Source organism: Thioalkalivibrio sp. AKL10 (assembly GCF_000381845.1).
Taxonomy (GTDB): domain Bacteria; phylum Pseudomonadota; class Gammaproteobacteria; order Ectothiorhodospirales; family Ectothiorhodospiraceae; genus Thioalkalivibrio; species Thioalkalivibrio versutus.
Window position 1 is genome coordinate 76478 of the sequence record NZ_KB907146.1, and the last position, 18621, is coordinate 95098.

Annotated in this window: 18 protein-coding genes; 9 read left to right on the forward strand and 9 right to left on the reverse strand. The window is 67.6% G+C overall.

Features of this window, described 5'->3' with window-relative positions; genetic code table 11:
• Positions 1 to 37: 37 nt before the first annotated feature.
• The 3 genes from epmB (at position 38) to G333_RS0113525 (ending at position 5131) form a co-directional block, all read left to right on the forward strand.
• A complete protein-coding gene (gene epmB / locus G333_RS0113515) occupies positions 38 to 1081 on the forward strand; it encodes an EF-P beta-lysylation protein EpmB (RefSeq protein ID WP_019628692.1) in 1044 nt (347 codons plus the stop codon).
• Between the two features lie 89 nt (positions 1082 to 1170).
• Complete coding sequence (locus G333_RS0113520; protein ID WP_019628693.1) at positions 1171 to 3054, forward strand: hypothetical protein; 1884 nt, start codon at positions 1171 to 1173, stop codon at positions 3052 to 3054.
• A 4-nt stretch (positions 3055 to 3058) separates the two neighbouring features.
• On the forward strand, positions 3059 to 5131 hold the full coding sequence (locus G333_RS0113525; RefSeq protein ID WP_018937232.1) for an EAL domain-containing protein: 2073 nt from the start codon (positions 3059 to 3061) through the stop codon (positions 5129 to 5131).
• Positions 5132 to 5436: 305 nt separating this feature from the next.
• Here the strand turns inward: G333_RS0113525 and dnaJ are convergent, their stop codons facing one another.
• The 4 genes from dnaJ to hrcA all read right to left on the reverse strand — a co-directional run bounded on the left by dnaJ (position 5437) and on the right by hrcA (position 10525).
• Complete coding sequence (dnaJ, locus tag G333_RS0113530; RefSeq protein WP_018145345.1) at positions 5437 to 6585, reverse strand: molecular chaperone DnaJ; 1149 nt, start codon at positions 6583 to 6585, stop codon at positions 5437 to 5439.
• A 124-nt stretch (positions 6586 to 6709) separates the two neighbouring features.
• Complete coding sequence (dnaK, locus tag G333_RS0113535) at positions 6710 to 8641, reverse strand: molecular chaperone DnaK (RefSeq protein WP_018937233.1); 1932 nt, start codon at positions 8639 to 8641, stop codon at positions 6710 to 6712.
• Positions 8642 to 8781: 140 nt separating this feature from the next.
• The gene (gene grpE / locus G333_RS0113540; RefSeq protein WP_018145343.1) at positions 8782 to 9348 is read right to left on the reverse strand and encodes a nucleotide exchange factor GrpE; all 567 of its coding nucleotides are present in this window, start codon (positions 9346 to 9348) and stop codon (positions 8782 to 8784) included.
• 118 nt (positions 9349 to 9466) lie between these two features.
• A complete protein-coding gene (hrcA, locus tag G333_RS0113545) occupies positions 9467 to 10525 on the reverse strand; it encodes a heat-inducible transcriptional repressor HrcA (RefSeq protein WP_018175854.1) in 1059 nt (352 codons plus the stop codon).
• Positions 10526 to 10640: 115 nt separating this feature from the next.
• Between hrcA and G333_RS0113550 the strand changes: the two genes are divergently transcribed.
• Entirely contained in the window at positions 10641 to 11519 is an 879-nt protein-coding gene (locus tag G333_RS0113550) for an NAD(+) kinase (RefSeq protein WP_018169154.1), read from the forward strand.
• A gap of 4 nt (positions 11520 to 11523) precedes the next feature.
• A complete protein-coding gene (gene recN, locus G333_RS0113555) occupies positions 11524 to 13185 on the forward strand; it encodes a DNA repair protein RecN (protein WP_019628694.1) in 1662 nt (553 codons plus the stop codon).
• A 184-nt stretch (positions 13186 to 13369) separates the two neighbouring features.
• Here recN and G333_RS0113560 read toward each other — a convergent pair whose 3' ends face one another.
• From G333_RS0113560 to G333_RS0113570, 3 genes are read right to left on the reverse strand one after another with little or no spacing between them, the layout of a single operon-like run.
• The gene (locus G333_RS0113560) at positions 13370 to 13855 is read right to left on the reverse strand and encodes a gamma-glutamylcyclotransferase (protein WP_018952195.1); all 486 of its coding nucleotides are present in this window, start codon (positions 13853 to 13855) and stop codon (positions 13370 to 13372) included.
• A gap of 2 nt (positions 13856 to 13857) precedes the next feature.
• Positions 13858 to 14370 carry a YcgN family cysteine cluster protein gene (locus G333_RS0113565; RefSeq protein ID WP_018145338.1) on the reverse strand — a complete coding sequence of 171 codons (513 nt, stop codon included), beginning with the start codon at positions 14368 to 14370 and terminating at the stop codon, positions 13858 to 13860.
• The gene (locus tag G333_RS0113570; RefSeq protein ID WP_018952196.1) at positions 14363 to 15064 is read right to left on the reverse strand and encodes a hypothetical protein; all 702 of its coding nucleotides are present in this window, start codon (positions 15062 to 15064) and stop codon (positions 14363 to 14365) included. The genes G333_RS0113565 and G333_RS0113570 overlap by 8 nt, the downstream gene beginning before the upstream one ends.
• Before the next feature lie 102 nt (positions 15065 to 15166).
• Between G333_RS0113570 and G333_RS0113575 the strand changes: the two genes are divergently transcribed.
• The 3 genes from G333_RS0113575 to G333_RS0113585 all read left to right on the forward strand — a co-directional run bounded on the left by G333_RS0113575 (position 15167) and on the right by G333_RS0113585 (position 17094).
• Positions 15167 to 16303, forward strand: a complete 1137-nt coding sequence (locus G333_RS0113575; protein WP_019628695.1) for a hypothetical protein — start codon at positions 15167 to 15169, stop codon at positions 16301 to 16303.
• A 93-nt stretch (positions 16304 to 16396) separates the two neighbouring features.
• The gene (locus G333_RS0113580) at positions 16397 to 16612 is read left to right on the forward strand and encodes a hypothetical protein (RefSeq protein WP_018145335.1); all 216 of its coding nucleotides are present in this window, start codon (positions 16397 to 16399) and stop codon (positions 16610 to 16612) included.
• Between the two features lie 50 nt (positions 16613 to 16662).
• Positions 16663 to 17094 carry a hypothetical protein gene (locus G333_RS0113585; protein ID WP_018952198.1) on the forward strand — a complete coding sequence of 144 codons (432 nt, stop codon included), beginning with the start codon at positions 16663 to 16665 and terminating at the stop codon, positions 17092 to 17094.
• Between the two features lie 70 nt (positions 17095 to 17164).
• Here G333_RS0113585 and G333_RS0113590 read toward each other — a convergent pair whose 3' ends face one another.
• Positions 17165 to 17830, reverse strand: a complete 666-nt coding sequence (locus G333_RS0113590) for a tetratricopeptide repeat protein (RefSeq protein ID WP_018175860.1) — start codon at positions 17828 to 17830, stop codon at positions 17165 to 17167.
• A gap of 212 nt (positions 17831 to 18042) precedes the next feature.
• On the opposite strand from G333_RS0113590, the gene G333_RS0113595 reads away from it, so the two are divergent.
• Positions 18043 to 18321 (forward strand): hypothetical protein, encoded by a 279-nt coding sequence (locus G333_RS0113595; protein WP_019567662.1) that lies wholly within the window; start codon positions 18043 to 18045, stop codon positions 18319 to 18321.
• A 107-nt stretch (positions 18322 to 18428) separates the two neighbouring features.
• On the opposite strand, the gene G333_RS0113600 is transcribed toward G333_RS0113595, so the two are convergent.
• Positions 18429 to 18617 carry a hypothetical protein gene (locus G333_RS0113600; RefSeq protein WP_018145331.1) on the reverse strand — a complete coding sequence of 63 codons (189 nt, stop codon included), beginning with the start codon at positions 18615 to 18617 and terminating at the stop codon, positions 18429 to 18431.
• Positions 18618 to 18621 lie beyond the last annotated feature (4 nt).

Consider the following 18621-nt stretch of genomic DNA (forward strand, 5'->3'; position numbering starts at 1 on the left):
CCCCGTCCGGAAACGATTCATGCCCACAAAGCCCGTCATGATAACGCGCGAGCCGCGCGGAACCCAGCCACCCGAGCCGGCATCCACGCCGGCCTGGCAGCAGGCGCTGGCGCGCGCGATCGCCGATCCCGAGACCCTGGCCGCACGCCTGGGACTGCCGCCCGAGGCCCTGCCGGGCATGCAGGCCGGGCACCGGCTGTTTCGCACCCGCATCCCGGAGAGCTACCTGGCCCGCATCCATCCCGGCGACCCGCGGGATCCCCTGCTGTTGCAGGCCCTGCCGGACGCGCGCGAGGCCATCGAGTCCCCGGGGTTCGTCAGTGACCCGGTCGGCGACCACGACGCGCTGGCCGCCCCCGGCGTGGTGCACAAATACCACGGCCGTGCCCTCCTGCTGACCACCGGGGCCTGCGCCATCCACTGCCGTTACTGCTTCCGCCGCGAATTCGACTATGCCGACCACAATCCGGCCCGGGACGACTGGGAACCTGCGCTGAACTACATTGCGGCGCATCCGGACATCCGCGAGGTCATCCTCAGCGGCGGCGACCCGCTGAGCCTGTCGGATACCCGCCTGGAACAGCTGGCGGGCCGGCTCGGAAACATCCCGCACCTCGAGCGCCTGCGCATCCATACACGCCTGCCGGTGGTGCTGCCGGAACGGGTCGACGACCGCCTGCTGGCCTGGCTCGGCAAGGGCCGTCTGCAGCACATCCTGGTGCTGCACGCGAATCACCCGCGCGAGTTCGCCGCACCGGCCGATGCCGCGATCGATCGCCTGCGCGCCGCCGGGGTCACGCTCCTCAACCAGGCAGTACTGCTGGCCGGCATCAACGACGACACCGAGACCCTGATTGAACTCCAGGAGGCCGGCTTCCGCCTGGGCGTGCTGCCCTACTACCTGCACCAGCTCGACCGCACCCGCGGCACAGCCCACTTCGAGGTACCGGACGCCCGCGCGCGCGAACTCTACCGCGCCCTGCACGCCCGCCTGCCGGGCTACCTGGTCCCGCGACTGGCGCGCGAGATCGCCGGAGAACCCGGCAAGACCCTGCAGACACCGTTTCCTGCGCATGAATGAGCCCCACTGGCACCCACACCGATTGCGCGGTTTGCTGCTAAAGTAGCGCCAGAATCCTGCAACCGGCCCAGCAACCACTGGACACGCCCATGCTGCAAGCCCTGCCCGAGCTGCCCACCCAACCGGCCGGTCCCGACAGCTTCCCCCACCAGACCCCGCAAGCACTGGACGCCTGGTGTGCGGAGCTGCCCGGCAGCGAGCCGGAGCTCGGCATCCAGCGCATCCGCGAGGCCCTCGACGGGCTGAACGCGATCGTACTTCGCCCCGGAACCCGAGCCACGCTGGTCGCAATACTGGAAGATCATCTCCTGCCGCTACTCCCGGCCATGGAGCGACTGCTGCGCCAGCGGCCCCTGCCGCTGGGGAACCGCAGCCGCAAGCGTGCCAATGTTTACAGCGCCGCCGTGCGCGCCCTCCTCACCGCGGAGCTGCTGGTGGTCCGCGAACGCGTGGACCCGCACAACAACCGGCATGCGGAACGCCTGACGGCGCCCCTGCAGGCCGCAGTCGCACTGCTTGGGACCCTGAGCATGCACCACTGGCGGCTGTACCAGTCCGTGCCACCAGGCCACTGGCAGCGGCTGTTCGATGTGCTGCGCCTGGCGCGTGAGCAGGGAATCGCCGACGAGCGGCCCGCCACCGACAAGCGCTTCGGCCCGCTGGAGGTGGACCGCATCGAAGCCATGAGCGCACGGCTGATGATACTGGGCAGCACCGACCCCAATGCGATGAAGATGGGCGAAATGGACTTGCTGGCTCGCTGGGCCAACACCCTGCCCCTTGCCTGCACCCCCGCCCCCGACCCGGAACAACACCCCGACCTTCCCGTGCTGCGCTGCGATCTCGACCGCGACCACGCCCCGGGCCTGGCCCTGCGCGGGACGCCGGCGACCGAACCCGCCTGCTTCATTGAGCTGACGCCGGCGCTGGACGCCCTTCGTGAACGCCCCGACGACCTGGAACCGCGCGGCCGCGGCGAGGGACAGCCGCTGGCCGAACACTTGTTGCGCCTGTGGTCGAACCTGCCGACCCGCCGTCACAGTCGCGAAAGCGCCAGCGATCTGCAGCGGATCTGCGTGATGGGCCTGGAACGTATCCATGATTTTCTGCTGATGGAGATGGGCAGCCGGCGTGAGGCCGAGATCGAGACCACCAGGGCAGCGGAAGCGCCGGAGACCGGCCTGAAGTCCCTGCACGAACGCGACCGCGGCGTCAGCGTGTTCGAAATGTCGAAGGCCGCGCTGCGCGGTTCGGATCTCGCCCTGGTAGACAGCCCGCACCGCTCCGTCCGCGAGCGTGACCTGCAGCCACTTGCGGACGACTCGCCGAATACCGCCGCGACCGCCTGGGAGGATGTCGGGCGCGGGCTCGAGATCGCCGCCCGCGATGAATCCACGGGACCGATCACCAAGCGTCACCCCCCGGAACACTGGCAGGTGGACGACATCGGCGCCGGCGGCGTGCGTCTGCGCCTGGACAGCCCCCAACAGCCCTTGCTGATCGGGGATCTCGTCGGCTTGCGTGCCGTGGATGGTCATCGCTGGACCATCGGGGTCCTGCGCTGGATTCGCTTTGACGACCGGGCCGGCAGCCTGATCAGCATCGGCGTGGAATTTCTCGCCGATCGCTGCCTGCCCATGCAGATTCAGGATTTCCGCAATGGCATGGCGGCGGGGGTCCCGCAATCAGGACTGTTCGCCCCGCAGCGCACCGATGCCGACGGGGCGGTACTGTTCCTGCCGGCGCAGGTGTTCGATCATGAACAACGTGTCGTCTGCTGGCTGAACAGGCGCGCCCGTGTTCTGGAACTGGACAGCGAGCGCACGGGCACTACGCTGTTTACCGAGGTCGGGTGCCGCATGACGGCCCTGGAGGTCCGCCAACCGGCTGGCGAGACGCCCGACACCGCCGACGGACCGGCCATCGCGGATGACGACGGACCGCCATTCACCACCCGCAACCGCGACGACTAGCCCCATGAACGAAACGATTCGCACGCTCTTCGTGACCAGCAACCCGAACCGGGCTGAAGAGGTCATCAGCAGTATCCGGACCCGCGGCAGCGCGATCCGGCCGGAGCAGGTATCCGGTAGCGACGCCCTGGCCGAGGCGCTGGAGGGCCGGCGCTTCGACGTGATCGTCCTGATCGAACCCGGCCTGGCCCTGACCCGGGAACACGTCGACGCGGCGCTGCACGCATCCGGTCGACGTACCCCGCTGGTCATCATGACCGAGCGCCCCGAACCCGCGCGCATAGACGACTACGAGGCCGGCGCCTATGCCGTCGTCGATCACGAACTGCACGAACTGGCCGGCATCCTTGCGGTGCGCGCTGCCGAGCAGTTCCAGCTGCGCCAGCGGATGGGGCGCATGGACGCATCGCTGCAGGAGTCCGAACGCCGCTGCCAACTGTTGCTGGACAACTCGCGCGACGCCATCGCCTACGTCCACGAGGGCATGCACATCTATGCCAACGCGTCCTGGCGCGAGCGCTTCGGGATTGCCGATCCGGAGGAAGTGGAAGGCCTGCCGCTGATGGACCTGATCGCCCCGGAGAGCCGCGACGAACTGAAGGGCCTGCTGCGCCGCTTCCAGAGTGGCGAGGAAGGTGACCAGACCCATCAGGCCTTCCAGCTGCAGGCGTTTGACGGCACGCCGTTCGAGGCCAACCTGCGTCTGTCCACCGCCAGCGTCGAGGGGGAGGCCTGCACCCAGGTGCTGCTGGACTCGGCCCAGGAGGACCCGGAGCTGGCCGAGAAGATCGACTACCTCTCGCAGCGTGACCTGGTCACCGGGCTCTACAACCGCCAGCACTTCTCCGGGATGATCGAGACCGCGCAGAGCCAGGCCGCGCAATCGGAAAAGCCCTTCGCCCTGGTCACCCTTGCGGTGGACCGTTTCCCCGAGATCCGGGCCAACGTCGGCATGTCCGCGAGCGATCTGCTGCTTGCCGATATCGGCAAGCTGATCGAGGATCACTTTCCCGACCCGGCCATCGCCGCACGCCTGGAGGCCGAGCACTTCGGGATCGTGGTCCCCGACACCCGGCGCAACGAGGTGGAGGCCCGCATCCACGGTCTGATGGAAGCAGTCACCGGACGTGTCTTCGAACTCGGCAACGCCTCGACCAACTGCAGCCTGTCGGCCGGCATCGTGATCGCCGACGAGACGGCGGTGGATACCGAAGAACTGCTGACCCACGCCGACCGCGCCCTGCAAGAGGCCGTGGAGGCCGGGGGCGGAAACCACCGCTTCTTCCGTCCCGCAGAGGGCGAGATGACCCAGGCGCAGAACGACCAGCAGTGGAAGCTGCGCATTCAGGACGCCCTGGAACACGATCGCCTGGAACTGCTGTATCAGCCGATCGTGAACCTGCACGGTGCCGATCGCCCGCGCTACTCGGTCTTCGTGCGCCTGCGTGACGCCGAGGGGCATATCCACGAGCCGGATGCCTTCCTGCCCAGTGCCGAGCGCACCGAGATGGCGGCACCCATCGACCGCTGGGTCCTGAAGACTGCGCTGCAGATGCTGGCGGAACAGCTGAAGAAAGACCCGACCACCCAGTTCTTCCTCAAACTGACCAACGGCTCCCTGGGCGACCCCTCCGTGGTCAGCTGGCTGCACGACGACCTGCACGGCATGCGCATCCCCGCCGACAACGTGGTCGTCGAGCTGAAGGAACCCACCGTGGTTACCCACCTGAAGCCGGCGATCCACGTCGCCCGCGGGCTGCAGGAAATGCACGGCCATCTGTGCATCGACGACTTCGGCAGCGGCCTGAACCCGTTCCAGCTCCTGCAGCATCTGGAGGCGGATCACATCAAGCTGGACCCGTCCTACGTGAAGAACCTGGCCGAGAGCGAGGAGAACCAGCAGTTGATCCGCGAACATACCGATGCCGCGCATGCCAAGGGCAAGCAGGTCATCGTGCCCTATGTCGAGGACGCCAGCGTGCTCGCCGTGCTCTACAGCCTGAACGTGAACCTCGTTCAGGGCTACTTCCTGCAGGCACCGATGCCCGCCCCCACCTTCGATTTCACCTCGACCTGAGCCCCCATCTCGCGGACTTCGCGGACTCCGGCTTCTCCCACAGAACGCGCAGAGGACACGGCGCCGGGCAGGTCAAGGGCGATTCACAGCTAGATCCAGGGGTGTGAGGAACCGGCGGCGCTTATGCCGCCGCCCATCCCGTCTTCCTGCACAGCGTTTTCCTCCGTGAACCCCGTGTCTGTCGTCTGGCACGAAAATCGAGTCCGCAGAGCGAGGGGCTGCATGGAGGGCTGAGCACGCCCCCAACGCAACAGGCCCCGGTGAAAACCGGGGCCTGTGCGAAGCATCGTCCTTGCCCTGCGGGACTACTTGGACCAGAAGTTCAGGTCCTCGAAGAACCCCTTAACACCGTCCAGCCAGGAGTGAGCCTGCGGGCTGTGCTTGGTACCGCCAGCCTGGGTGGACTCCTCGAACTGGCGCAGGAGCTGTTTCTGCTCCTTGGTCAGGTTGATCGGCGTCTCCACCACCACGCGGCAGATCAGGTCACCGACCCCACCGCCGTGCACGGACTTCACGCCCTTGCCACCGACCCGGAACTGCTTGCCGGTCTGGGTCTCCGCGGGGACCTTCAGCTTGACCCGGCCATCCAGCGACGGCACTTCCAAATCGCCGCCCAGAGCGGCCGTGGCGAACGACACCGGCACCTCGCAGTGCAGATCCGAGCCCTCGCGCCGGAACAACTTGTGCGGCTTGACCCGCACCTGCACGTACAGATCACCCGGCGGGCCGCCGTTCATGCCGGCCTCGCCCTGGCCTCCCAGGCGGATGCGGTCACCGCTGTCCACCCCGGCCGGGATCTTCACGTCCAGGGTGTTCTGCTCCTGCACTCGACCCTTGCCGTGGCAGGACTTGCAGGGGCTGGAGACGACCTTGCCCGCGCCCTCGCAACGCGGGCAGGTCTGCTGCACCGAGAAGAAGCCCTGCTGGATGCGCACCTGGCCGACCCCATTACAGGTCGGGCAGGTCTCCGGCGAGGTCCCCGGCTCGGCGCCCGAGCCATCACAGGCCTCGCAGCTGACGGTGGTCGGGATACGGACCTTCACCTCGGTGCCGAACACGGCCTCTTCCAGGGTCAGGTCCAGGTTGTACTGCAGGTCGGAGCCACGATAGGCCCGCTGCCCGCGGCCGCCCCCGCCACCTCCGAAGATATCGCCAAAGATGTCCTCGAAGATGTCACTGAAGTTGGAGGCCCCGGCGCCCCCGCCAAAGCCCCCGGCCGAGCCGTCCACGCCGGCATGGCCGTAACGGTCGTAGGCGGCGCGCTTCTGGTCGTCGCTGAGGACGTCATAGGCGGCGCGCGCCTCCTTGAACTTGGCCTCGGCCTCCGCATCCCCGGGGTTGCGGTCGGGGTGGTGCTTCATCGCCAGGCGGCGAAAGGCCTTCTTGATATCGGCGGCCGAGGCGTCCTTGGAGACGCCCAGCACCTCGTAATAGTCGCGTTGTGACATGGTCATTCCCTGCTGATTCGTGCGCGCGAACGCGGAATGCCTTCACGCAAACGCCCGGAGTAACGAGTACCCCGGGCGCGGCGTTCAAACAGTTCCGGCGGGACGCCATAGCGTCCCGCCGGCTGTGGCATCAGCCCTGCTTTTTCTGGTCGTCGTCGACTTCCTCGAACTCGGCGTCCACGACATCGTCGCCCTGCTGGCCACCCTCGGCCTGCTCGGCCCCGGCCTCGCCCGCGGCGTCCGCGCCCTGGGCATAGGCCTTCTCGGCCAGCTTGCCGGAGACCTCGGCCAGCTTCTGCGCGGCCTGCTCAATGGCCTCGGGGTCGTCGCCTTCCATCGCGGTCTTGGTCTCGGCCACCGCCGACTCGATCGCGGTGCGCTCGTCGTCGGAAACCTGGTCTGCCAGATCCTTCAGGGACTTCTCGGCCGAATGCACCAGGCCATCAGCCTGGTTGCGCGCCTGGACCAGCTGCTGGAACTTCTTGTCGTCCTCGGCGTGGGCCTCGGCGTCCTTGACCATCTGTTCGACTTCCTCGTCGGACAGGCCGGAGGAGGCCTTGATGACGATCTTGTTCTCCTTGCCGGTCGCCTTGTCCTTGGCCGAGACGTTCAGGATGCCGTTGGAGTCGATGTCGAAGGTGACCTCGATCTGCGGCACACCACGCGGCGCGGCCGGGATGTCCTGCAGGTCGAAGCGACCCAGCGACTTGTTGGCGCTGGCCATGTCGCGCTCACCCTGCAGCACGTGCACGGTCACCGCCGTCTGGTTGTCCTCGGCGGTGGAGAACACCTGATTGGCCCGGGTCGGGATCGTGGTGTTCTTCTCGATCAGCTTGGTCATCACGCCACCCATCGTCTCGATCCCGAGCGACAGCGGGGTCACGTCCAGCAGCAGCACGTCCTTGACGTCGCCACCCAGCACGCCGGCCTGCACCGCGGCACCGACCGCAACGGCCTCGTCCGGGTTCACGTCCTTGCGCGGCTCCTTGCCGAAGAACGCCTGCACCGCTTCCTGCACCTTGGGCATGCGGGTCTGGCCACCGACCAGGATCACGTCGTCCACCTCGGAGGCGGACAGGCCGGCATCCTTCAGCGCGACCTTGCACGGCTCGATGGAGCGCTTGACCAGGTCATCGACCAGGCTCTCCAGCTTGGCGCGGGTAATCTTCAGCGCCAGGTGCTTGGGCCCGGTGTTGTCGGCGGTGATGTACGGCAGGTTCACCTCGGTCTGCTGGCTGGAGGACAGCTCGATCTTGGCCTTCTCGGCGGCCTCCTTCACGCGCTGCATCGCCAGCGGATCGCCCTTGATATCGATGCCCTGGTCCTTCTTGAACTCGTCGACCAGGTAGTCGATCAGACGGTTGTCGAAGTCCTCGCCACCGAGGAAGGTGTCGCCGTTGGTCGCCAGCACCTCGAACTGGTGCTCGCCATCCACCTCGGCGATCTCGATGATCGAGACGTCGAAGGTACCGCCACCCAGGTCGTACACGGCGATCTTGCGATCCCCGCGCTGCTTGTCCATGCCATAGGCGAGCGCGGCCGCGGTCGGCTCGTTGATGATGCGCTTGACCTCGAGCCCGGCGATCTTGCCGGCGTCCTTGGTCGCCTGACGCTGGGAGTCGTTGAAGTACGCCGGGACGGTGATGACCGCCTCGGTAACCTCTTCGCCGAGATAGTCCTCGGCGGTCTTCTTCATCTTCTGCAGCACGCGCGCGGAGATCTCCGGCGGGGCCATCTTCTTGCCCTGCACCTCGATCCAGGCATCACCGTTGTCGGCTTTCACGATGTTGTAGGAAACAAGCTTGATGTCCTTCTGGACCTCGTCTTCCTGGAACTTGCGACCGATCAGGCGCTTGGAAGCGAACACGGTGTTCTGGGGGTTGGTGACCGCCTGGCGCTTCGCGGACTGGCCAACCAGCACCTCGCCGTCGTCACTGAACGCGACGATGGACGGGGTGGTGCGGGTGCCTTCCGCGTTCTCGATGACCTTGGCCTGGTCGCCTTCCATTACGGCGACGCAGGAGTTGGTGGTCCCGAGGTCAATACCAATGATCTTGCCCATGACTGAAATCTCCTGATGCGAAAAATTTTGCGCTGCAGAGCGTGTTTCTCTGCCAACTTGTACGGGAATCTGGGGCCCCGGGCCGGGTTTTCAAGGGGCAGCGTGTCCGATACCCCGAAAACCGGCCCGAAAAGACGGTGTCAGGCGCTTTCGTCGATGTTCGGCGAGGTCGGCGCCTTGGAGACCACCACCATCGCCGGGCGCAGCACGCGGTCCTGCAACCGGTACCCCTTCTGCATGGTGGCCACCACGGTGTTCGGCGGGTTCTCCGGGTCTTCCTGCATGGACATCGCCTGGTGACGCTCCGGATCGAAGCGCTGGCCGGTCGGGTCCTCGGACTGGATGCCGAACTTCTCGAACACCCGGGTCAGGTTCTTCAGGGTCAGCTCGGCGCCCTCGATGATGCGCTCGACATCCTTGGACTCGCGCGCCGCCTGCAGCCCCAGTTCCAGCGAGTCGCCCACCTCCAGCATTTCGGCAGCGAACTTCTCCATTGCGTACTTGTGCGCGTTCTCCAGCTCGCGCTCGAAGCGGCGGCGCTGGTTCTCCAGCTCGGCCTGGGCCCGCAGGGCCTGGTCGCGGCGCTCTTCGGCCAGGGCCTCGAGCTCCTGCAGCCGATCATCCGTGCCACCCTCGGCCTCGGGGGCCTCGTCGTTCCGGGTCTCGAGTTCTTCCGGCTGTTCCTGGGATTCCCGCTGTTCGGACATGCTGGCCTCGCAAATCAATGAAAAACAAAATCGCCCGCCGCGCCGATCACCGGCGGACAGGGTGGATTGGGTTGTCTATCTGGATGCTGGGGGCATTCCCCCCGGTTTCAAGGGCCCGCTACTTCGAATCATCCACCGGGTGATCGCCCAGCGCCGAGCCCAGCAGGCGGGCCGTCACGTCCACGATCGGGATCACCCGGTCGTAGGACATCCGCGTGGGACCGATCACCCCGAGCACGCCCACCACCTCGCCGTCGACACTGTAGGGCGCAGTCACCACCGAACAGTTCTCGAACCAGTCGAGCCCCGATTCGCGGCCGATGAAGATCTGCACCCGGTCGCCGCGGATGCACTGGTCGAGGATGCCGAGGATTTCCTGCTTCTCGTTGAAGGCCTCCAGCAACTGGCGCAGGCGGGCCATGTCCGCCAGCTCCTCGTAGCCGAGCAGGTGGGTCTGGCCAGCCACGACCACGTCGTCCGGGTCCTCGTCGCCCACCGCCTTCTCGCCCAGGTCGATCGCCGCCAGCATCATTGCGTCCAGGTCGTCGCGCACGTCACGCATCTCGCGTAACAGCTCGGCGCGCACCGCATGCAGGCTCTTGCCGGCCAGATGGGCATTCAGGTAGTTCGCCATGCGCTGCAGTTCGTCCTGGCTGAAGTCACGGTCCAGTTCCAGCACCCGGTTCTGCACCTCCTTGCCGTCGATCACCAGGATCGCAAGGATGCGGCCCTCGCCCAGGCGCAGGAACTCGATCTGACTGAGCGCCACGTTGCGATGCCGCGGCAGGCGCACCATCCCGGCCATGCGCGTGACCCGCGACAGCAGGTTGCTGGTGGCGTCCATCAGGTCCTGGGTGCTGGCAGTCGGATCGAACCCCGACTGGATCGCACGGATATCCTCCGGCGAGGGATTGCGCACCTCCAGCAGGCTGTCGACGAACAGCCGGTAGCCGGCCGGGGTCGGTATGCGCCCGGCCGAGGTATGCGGCGAATGGATCAGCCCCATATCCTCGAGATCCGCCATCACGTTGCGCACGGTGGCGGCGCTCACACTGAGGCCAGAGGTCCGGGCCAAGGTGCGCGAACCGACGGGCTGGCCATCCCGGATATAGCTCTCGATCAGGGTCCGCAACAGGGTGCGGGCCCTGGCGTCCAGATTGATCGTTGCGTTTTCCATGGATCGTCAGCGCTCCACTCGGTCGAGTGCTTAAAGGGTTCAGTCTTGGATCGTGCAGGAATCAGGTCAAGAAACCCCGGGTGCAGTCGCGGTCCCTTTTCCGGATAATGCCGGCATGATGCCAGACTTCAACAAGGTCGGACTGGTCGGCAAGTCCAGCGACTCGCGTACCGCGCCCCTGGTCGCGACCCTGGTGGGTCTGCTGCAGGAGCGCGGCCGCCAGGTCTTCATGGAACAGGAGATCGACGGCTTCGAGCGGCCGGACAGCGTCGGGCTCCTGCCGCTGGACGAGCTGGCCCACGCGGTAGACCTTCTCATCGTGATCGGCGGCGACGGGACACTGCTGGCCACGGCCCGCGTCACCGCGGATGCCGACACCCCGCTGCTGGGGATCAACCTCGGCCGGCTCGGCTTCCTGGTGGATGTCTCCCCCGACACCGCCCCGGAGGAACTGGGCGAGGTCCTGGATGGCGCCTTCGAGCGCGAACCCCGGGCCATGCTCGAGGCCGAGCTGATCCGCGACGGCGTCACCATCCACCGCGGGATCGCCCTGAATGACGTCGTCCTCCACGTGCTGAGCGTGGTGCGCATTATCGAATTCGACACCGCGATCGACGGCATGGACGTCGGACGCCTGCGGGCCGACGGCCTGGTGATCGCGACCCCCACCGGGTCCACCGCCTACGCGCTGTCCGCCGGAGGGCCGATCCTGACCCCGCAGCTGGACGCGATGGTGCTGGTGCCGGTCTGCCCGCACAGCCTGAATCACCGCCCGCTGGTCGTCAGCGGCCGCTCCACCATCGAGATCCGCCTGTCCAGCGGCAGCCGCTCGCCAGCCCAGGTCGCACTGGATGGCCAGGAGAACGTGGACTTCGCCCCCGGCGACCTGCTGCGCATCCATCGCCGCGAACAGGCCCTGACCCTGATCCACCCCCGCGAACACCACTTCCTGCGCGTGCTCCGCACCAAGCTGCGCTGGGGCGAGCAGCCCTGATCCCATGTTGCATCTGATCAGCATCCGCGACTTCGCGATCATCGACCGGCTGGAACTGGAGCTGGACACCGGCCTGAGCGCCCTGACCGGCGAGACCGGGGCCGGCAAGTCCATCCTGATCGACGTGATCGGCCAACTGCTGGGCGACCGCGCCGACGCCGGCATGGTGCGCGAGGGTGCCGAACAGGCCGATCTGTCGGCCGAGTTCGCCCTGCCCGCCAAGGGCCCGGCCAGCGCCTGGCTGGCCGAACAGGACCTGGCCGAGGCGGACGACGAAAACGTCCTGTTGCGCCGCGTGCTGACCCGCCAGGGGAAGAGCCGCGCCTGGATCAACGGGCGGCCGGTCGCGGTGGGTCAGCTGCGCACCCTGGGCGAATGGCTGGTGGACATCCACGGCCAGCACGCGCATCAGCAGCTCTTGCAGCGCGATACCCAGCGCCACTGGCTGGACGGCTTCCTCGACGGCAACCCGACGGGCGATGTCCGCGAGGCCCACCGCGCCTGGCGCGCTGCGGCGAGCGCCCTGGACCAGGCACGCGAGGCCCAGGCCGACACCTCCGACCGCCTCGACCTGCTGCGCTTCCAGAGCGGAGAGCTGGCCGAGCTGGCCCCGGTACAGGACGAATACCCCCGACTGCTGACCGAACAAAACCAGCTCGCCCACGGCACCGAGGTACTCACCGCCCTGCAGACCGCCAGCCAGCAGATCGAGGAGGACAGCGGGCTGGACACGCAGCTGGGCCAGGTCCTGCACGCCCTGCAGGACGCCGCGCAACACGACGAACGGGTCAGTCCGGCGGTGGAGCTGCTGGAATCCGCCCGCATCCAGATCGACGAGGCCGGCGACCACCTGCGCCGCCTGGCCGACGGCATCGAGCTGGACCCGGAACGCCTCGCCGAGCTGGATACTCGCGTCAGCGAATACCTGCGCCTGGCGCGCAAGCACCGGATCGACCCCGAGGCCCTGCCGGGCCTGTTCGATGAACTGCAAACGGAACTGGATGCCCTGGAAAACGGCGATCAGACCGTCGAGGCCCTGGAGGCCCGCGAACAACAGACCCGCGAGGCCTTCGATGCCGCTGCCACGAAACTCACTCAGGCCCGCCGGAAGGCCGCCAGCCGCATCGGCCAGTCGGTCACCGAGACCATGCAGGAACTGGGCATGGCTGGCGGCCACTTCGAGATCGGGGTCGAGCCCGCCGACAAGCCGCAGGCCCACGGCGTGGACCACATTGAATTCCGCGTGGCCGCGAACCCCGGTGCTGCGCCGCAGCCGATGGCCAAGGTCGCTTCCGGCGGCGAGCTCTCGCGCATCGGGCTGGCGCTACAGGTACTGGCCAGCGAGCAGCAGACAGTGCCCACGCTGATCTTCGACGAGGTCGACAGCGGCATCAGTGGCGCCGTCGCCGAGGTGGTCGGGCGCAAGCTGCGCAGCCTGGGCGAGCGCCATCAGGTCCTGTGCGTGACCCACCTGGCCCAGGTCGCCGCCCAGGCGCACCACCAGCTGGAGGTACAAAAGAGCCACGCCAAGGACGGCACCCGCACCGCGATCCAGCCGCTGGACGACGAACGCCGCGTGGAGGCCCTGGCCCGCCTGATCGGCGGCACCCAGCTCACCGAGACCACCCGCACCCACGCCCGCGAACTCCTCGCCTCCGCCGGCTAGCGCCTCCCCGGAACCACGAATACCAGGGAAACCGCAGGATGCGATGAGCGCAGCGAATCGCATCGTTCAAGACGTGGCACTCACCCCATGGGCCACCCGATGCGATTCGCTGCGCTCATCGCATCCTACCGCTTTCGGAGCGGGCCGCCGGCGTCCCGGGACCACAATGAACGCGCCGCCCGGATCAGGACCGCGCCGGCCAGGCCCCATCCGGCAGGTAGCGCGCATCGGGCGGCAATTGCGGCATCCAGTACACCCAGAGGGCCCGGGGTCCCTCCTCCGTCCAGGCGGGAACCAGCGCGCGGCGATATTCCCCACGGCCGTCGCGGCGCAGGCCTTCGAGGGCGTCCACTGGCGGCAGGGTGCAGGCCGGGTCGGGCAGGCGGATCCATTCGCCCAGGACGCGGCCGCAGGCATCCCCGGCCCGCCCGGGTGGCACCGGGTTCCGGACGAGCCGCTGGCGGCCTGCATCACGCACGGGATCGGGGCCCGCCTCCAGCAGGATGCTGTCACCGGGGATCTGTACGGCCGGGTAGCCCACCGGCAGGTCAAAGATCGTGCCTTCGATCGACGCGGGGCGGATCCGGAGGGCCCGCTCGCAGAATGCACGGTGGTTGGCAAAACCGCGCTTGAGCGTCCCGTAGACGAACAGGTCCACCACCGCCGGCATGGCTACTCCCGCGGCAGGCGGACCACCGGGCGCCACAGGCGCGCGGACTCGGGCACCTCGCCGGGCCAGTCCACGACGTAGTCGATCAGTGGCAGGTCCGGGGCGTCCTGCTCGCGGATCACGCGCCCGGCCACTGAAACGCGGGCGCGGCGGACCGTCTCCGGATCGCCGCTCAGCAGGGGATGCCAGGCTGGCAGAGGGTGGCCCTCGAAGCGCAGCCGGTAGGCGCAGGTCGGTGGCAGCCAGTGATAGTGCGGCAGGTCCTTCCGGGTCAGCTGGATGCAGTCCGGCACGAAGTCGCGGCGGTTCGCGTAGTCGGAGCAGTAGCCGGTCTCGCAGTCGAGCAGATCGCAGGCCAGCCAGGTGAAGGCGAGCTCGCCCGAGTCCTCGTCTTCCAGCTTGTGCAGGCAGCAGCGCCCGCAGCCATCGCACAGGGCCTCCCACTCGGCATGGGTCAGGCTCTCGAGCGGGCGCTCCCAGAACGGGCGGTCATCCGTCGGGTTCGACTCACTCATGATCCCCGTGATCCTCGCCCAGACGGCGCCGCCCCTCGTCGCGCAGGCGCTCCACCGTCTGCCCCCAGCGGTCCTGGGTGACGTAATGCATCAGCACGCGGCCGCGCCGCGGGACCAGGATAACCAACCCCTCCTCGGGGTAGAGCCAGTAGCTGTGATCGGAGGCGATGCGCATCCGCTCGCGGGGCTCGCCGAAGCGCTGGGTGATCAGGTCCTCGGTCCATTGCGCGCGGGGGATGTAGCTCATCTCGACGATCGGCACATTGCCCAGCGAGGTCAGGGCATTGTCGCTCAGCCCGTAGCGCCGGGCGCCACTGGGCATCGGGCGCTCGGAGGTGACTTCGGACTGAATCCGGTCCAGCGCGGCCTCGTCCAGATCCGGGCGCAGGATCAGATTGGCCTCGAACGGCGGGATGCGCGCATTCACGTAATAGGCCTCCAGCGAACGCGAGCCGTCCGCGTCCACGAACAGTCGGATATCCGGCACCGGCAGGCGGTGCATCAAATCGGCCATGGTGGTCTCGCCCAGAACGACCCCCAGCACCCGCGTGCGCTGACGGTCCCCCACCTCGATCTGCCAGGGCAGGTCGGAGAACTGCTGGCTGCGCATCCCGCCCGGGTTGGAATAGACCCACATGGCCAGGGCCAGGATGACCCCCATCACCACCAGCCCGATGATCCAGCGTATGCCCATTCCGCGATTCCCCTAGAGACAACATGTAGCCCGCCCGTGGCGGGCGCTGTGCGGCGCCTCGTATAATGCGGCGCTCGCCCGACGACCGGATAACAGCCCACCATGTTCGCACGTTTGTCTGCCTGGATCACCGCCCGCTCCGTCCCCGGCGAAAGCAGCGGGCGCATCCTGGTCCTGGCCCCGCGGGCCACTCTGGAGACCGCCGCCGACTGGCTGCAGGAGCTGGCCGGGTCCGTCGGCCCCATCGCCCTCGGCGTCACCGACTGTGGCCAGGACCGCGAGGCCGAGGACCTGATCGACGGCCTCCCGGCCCTGGCGATGCGCCCCGAACTGGCCGCCACACGTCTGGCGCGCCTCCAACCGCGCGCCATCCTGGTCATCGGCCCCCTGCACGCTGGCGATCTGGACCTGGGGCCCACCCTCGGCGCGGTCCACGTGCCACGCATCTGGATCAATGCCGAGGGTGACGGCGCGGCAGGCGTCGAATGGAATGCGGTCTTCGCTGCACGCGAGGCCGCTACCCCCTCCGGCCCGGTCGAGGTGATCGGCGATCCGATCGCCGGCGCGGTGGAACTGCCGCCCGCGCCATCCGGAGATGACGGGTTCTGCGAGCGTTTTCGCGAGTACCACGAGAAGGGTCACCCGATCCTGCTGGCGCCCAATACTGGCCCGGGCGAGGAGGCCTTCGCCTTCGCCGTGTTGTTCGCGGTCCTGCGCAAGAGCGCCGCCATCCTGCTGCTGGCCCCGGCCGACCCGGCACGCCACGAGCCGGTCTATCGCGACGCGATCAAGTACTCCCTGCCGATCATCCGCCACAACCGCTTCATGACGTCCTTCGTGCCGCGCAAGAACCGGGTCTACTACATCGAGGACCCGGAGACCCTGCACGCCGCCTACACCTGCGCCGACGTGACCCTGCCGGGTGGCACCCTGGCCGCCAGCGAGACCCCTCCGGACCTGGGGCTGCCACTGGCCTGTGGCAGCGCGGTGATCTGCGGCCCGGCGCAGCACGAGCGCCATCCGGACGCCGCCACCCGGCTGCGCATCGCGGCCGAACACACCGGCCTGGTCGCCCGCGGCGAGGACCCCGAACAGGTGGCCGAAGAGGTGCTTGCCCGTCTGGCGGAAGGGATTGATCGGCAGGCTCGCCGCGAGCATCTGGCTGCATGGCAGGCACGGCAGGCCGGCGCCCGCGAGGCTGTTCAAGCCCGCCTGCAAGGCTTGCTCGGCACCTCCTGACGCCTTCCTGGATAGGCTTCCGGTGAAGTGCAACTAATTGATCTATAATTCGGTCGTAGGGTTGCAACCGAAAACCATAACGAGTTCGAAACGATGATCGACGGCAGCACCTCCCTCGCGGGCATTCAGAAGGGCATGACCAGCATGCGCCAGCAGGCACATACGGTGGCCACCGAGAATGCGGGCAGTCGCGAGGGCATGGGCGCCCAGGTCGGCATGATCGCCAGCCAGAATCAGATCGAGGCCTCGGTGAAGACCCTGCAGGCCGAAGATCGAATGATCGGCTCACTGCTGGATGTGCGCGCCTGAATCCAGGCGACAAGGCCACGTAACGATCAGGGGGCTCGACGAGTCACACGATGGAAGTCCCAGTCTCCAACCCCTCAGCTGCAATACCGATCGGCACACGCCCGACCGGAAGCGACCGGCTGGGCCTGGGCCAACTCTCCACCCCGGCGGATTTCGAACGCCCGCTGAACGATCCGGAGGCCGGCGCGGCCCGCCGGCCGTTCGAAGACCGCCCGGAACAGGACGACAACCGGCGCGGTGATACCGAACAGGATCAGGGACTGGCCTTCCCGCGATCGGACCAGGAGATGGCCTCCCGCGCCCGCGTGGCGGCCCAGATCGAGGCGTTCCGCAGCGGCAATGATTCCGCCGAGGCCATGCCGGCGGACGGCGGCCCGCTGAGCGGTGGTGGTGTCGAGGCCCTGCGCCGTCGCGTGGAACTCGCGGTCAGCCTGGCCGGCCCGGCCGAAGAGCCGCGCCGCGAACTGAACGTAGTGATCTAGCCCAACGCCAACCGCAACGCCTTGCCCCTTTCTCAGTCTCAGGGGCACCCCAGCGCAAGCGCCCGACCCGCTATTGCAGACGGGGCGACGAATGGCCCTGCAACCACTCCTGCGCACGCTCACCGGCATGCAGGCGCTGCTCCGGGCTCAGCTCGCGAGCGACCCGCTCGCGGTGCCGCGCGGCGCTCGCAACCCCCATCTCCGCCGCGATCGCATACCACTTGAACGCCGACACGTCGGAACGCTCCACGCCCTCGCCCATCGCGAACAGACGCGCGAGATTGGCCGCACCACGCCCCTCACCGGCCTCGGCCGCCAGCAGGTACCACTGTGCCGCCTGTTCCGGGTCCTGCGGCAGGCCCCGGCCCTCGTCGAACTTGAGCCCCAGATTGAACATGGCCTGGGCGTTCCCGCGCTCGGCGGCAATATGGAACCAGCGCGCGGCCTCGTTGGGATTCGCCTCCGGCCCATCACCCTGCTCGAACAGCACCGCCAGGTTGAAGGCCGCATCCGGGAAGCCGGCCTCGGCTGAGCGCTGGTACCACTGCGCGGCCTCGAGCGGATCCCGGGGCAGGTACTGCCCCTCGTCCAGCAGCACGCCAAGATTAAACGCGCACTGCGGATCACCCGCCTCGGCACCCTGGCGCCAAAGGGTCATCGCAGCGTCATGTTCGCCCCGGGCCCAGGCCGAGCGGGCCTGATCGAGGAGGGGGTCGGGTTGGGAGGATTGCGCCATCACTACGGTCCGTGAATTGCCTGGGCATCACTGTAGCGGCGGGTTCGTGATGCGTCGACAAACCGCACGGGGATACGTGATGAGCGCCACGATCGCCTCACCGAAACGGTGGAGTGTGATGAACTTCTCGCAACATATGAGGGGGTATTCCGGTCAACTGGATTGAACGTCATTTTTCCGTTCACATTCACCCCGGATACACAGGAGTTTCCATGAAACATTCCACCAAGATCCTGGCCGCCATGGCCATCGCACCCCTCGTCTTCCTGATGGGCTGCTCCGACAGCGACATGGGCATGGACGAGTTCGAAGAGCAACAGATGCAGGAACAGCCCGAGACCGGTGAAGGTGGCATGCAGAGCGCCCCGCCGCCCCAAGACGGCATGCAGCAACAGCAGCCGCCGGAAGGCGACATGCAGCAGCCCCCGATGGATGACGGCATGGACGAGCAGGGCGGCTCCCTGGAACCCGAGGGTGACGACCGCCTCTGATCCTGCCCCGGATCCGTCACCCAGGCGACCAGCTGGCGCTGGTCCGCCACAAAAAAGCCCCGACACGCTGCGCGTGCCGGGGCTTTCACGTACTGCAGGGCAGGAAATCAGTTGCTGAAGGTGTCTTCCATCTCGTCGCCGGCATCCTCCATCGAATCGCCCGCATCGTCCATGGCGTCATCGATGTTCTCGCCGGCCTCTTCCGCCGGGCCCTGATTGTCACACCCCGCGAGGGTGGCACTGCCCAGCGCCATCATCAGGGCAAGCATCAGGATCGTCAGTCGCGATTTCCACATGGTG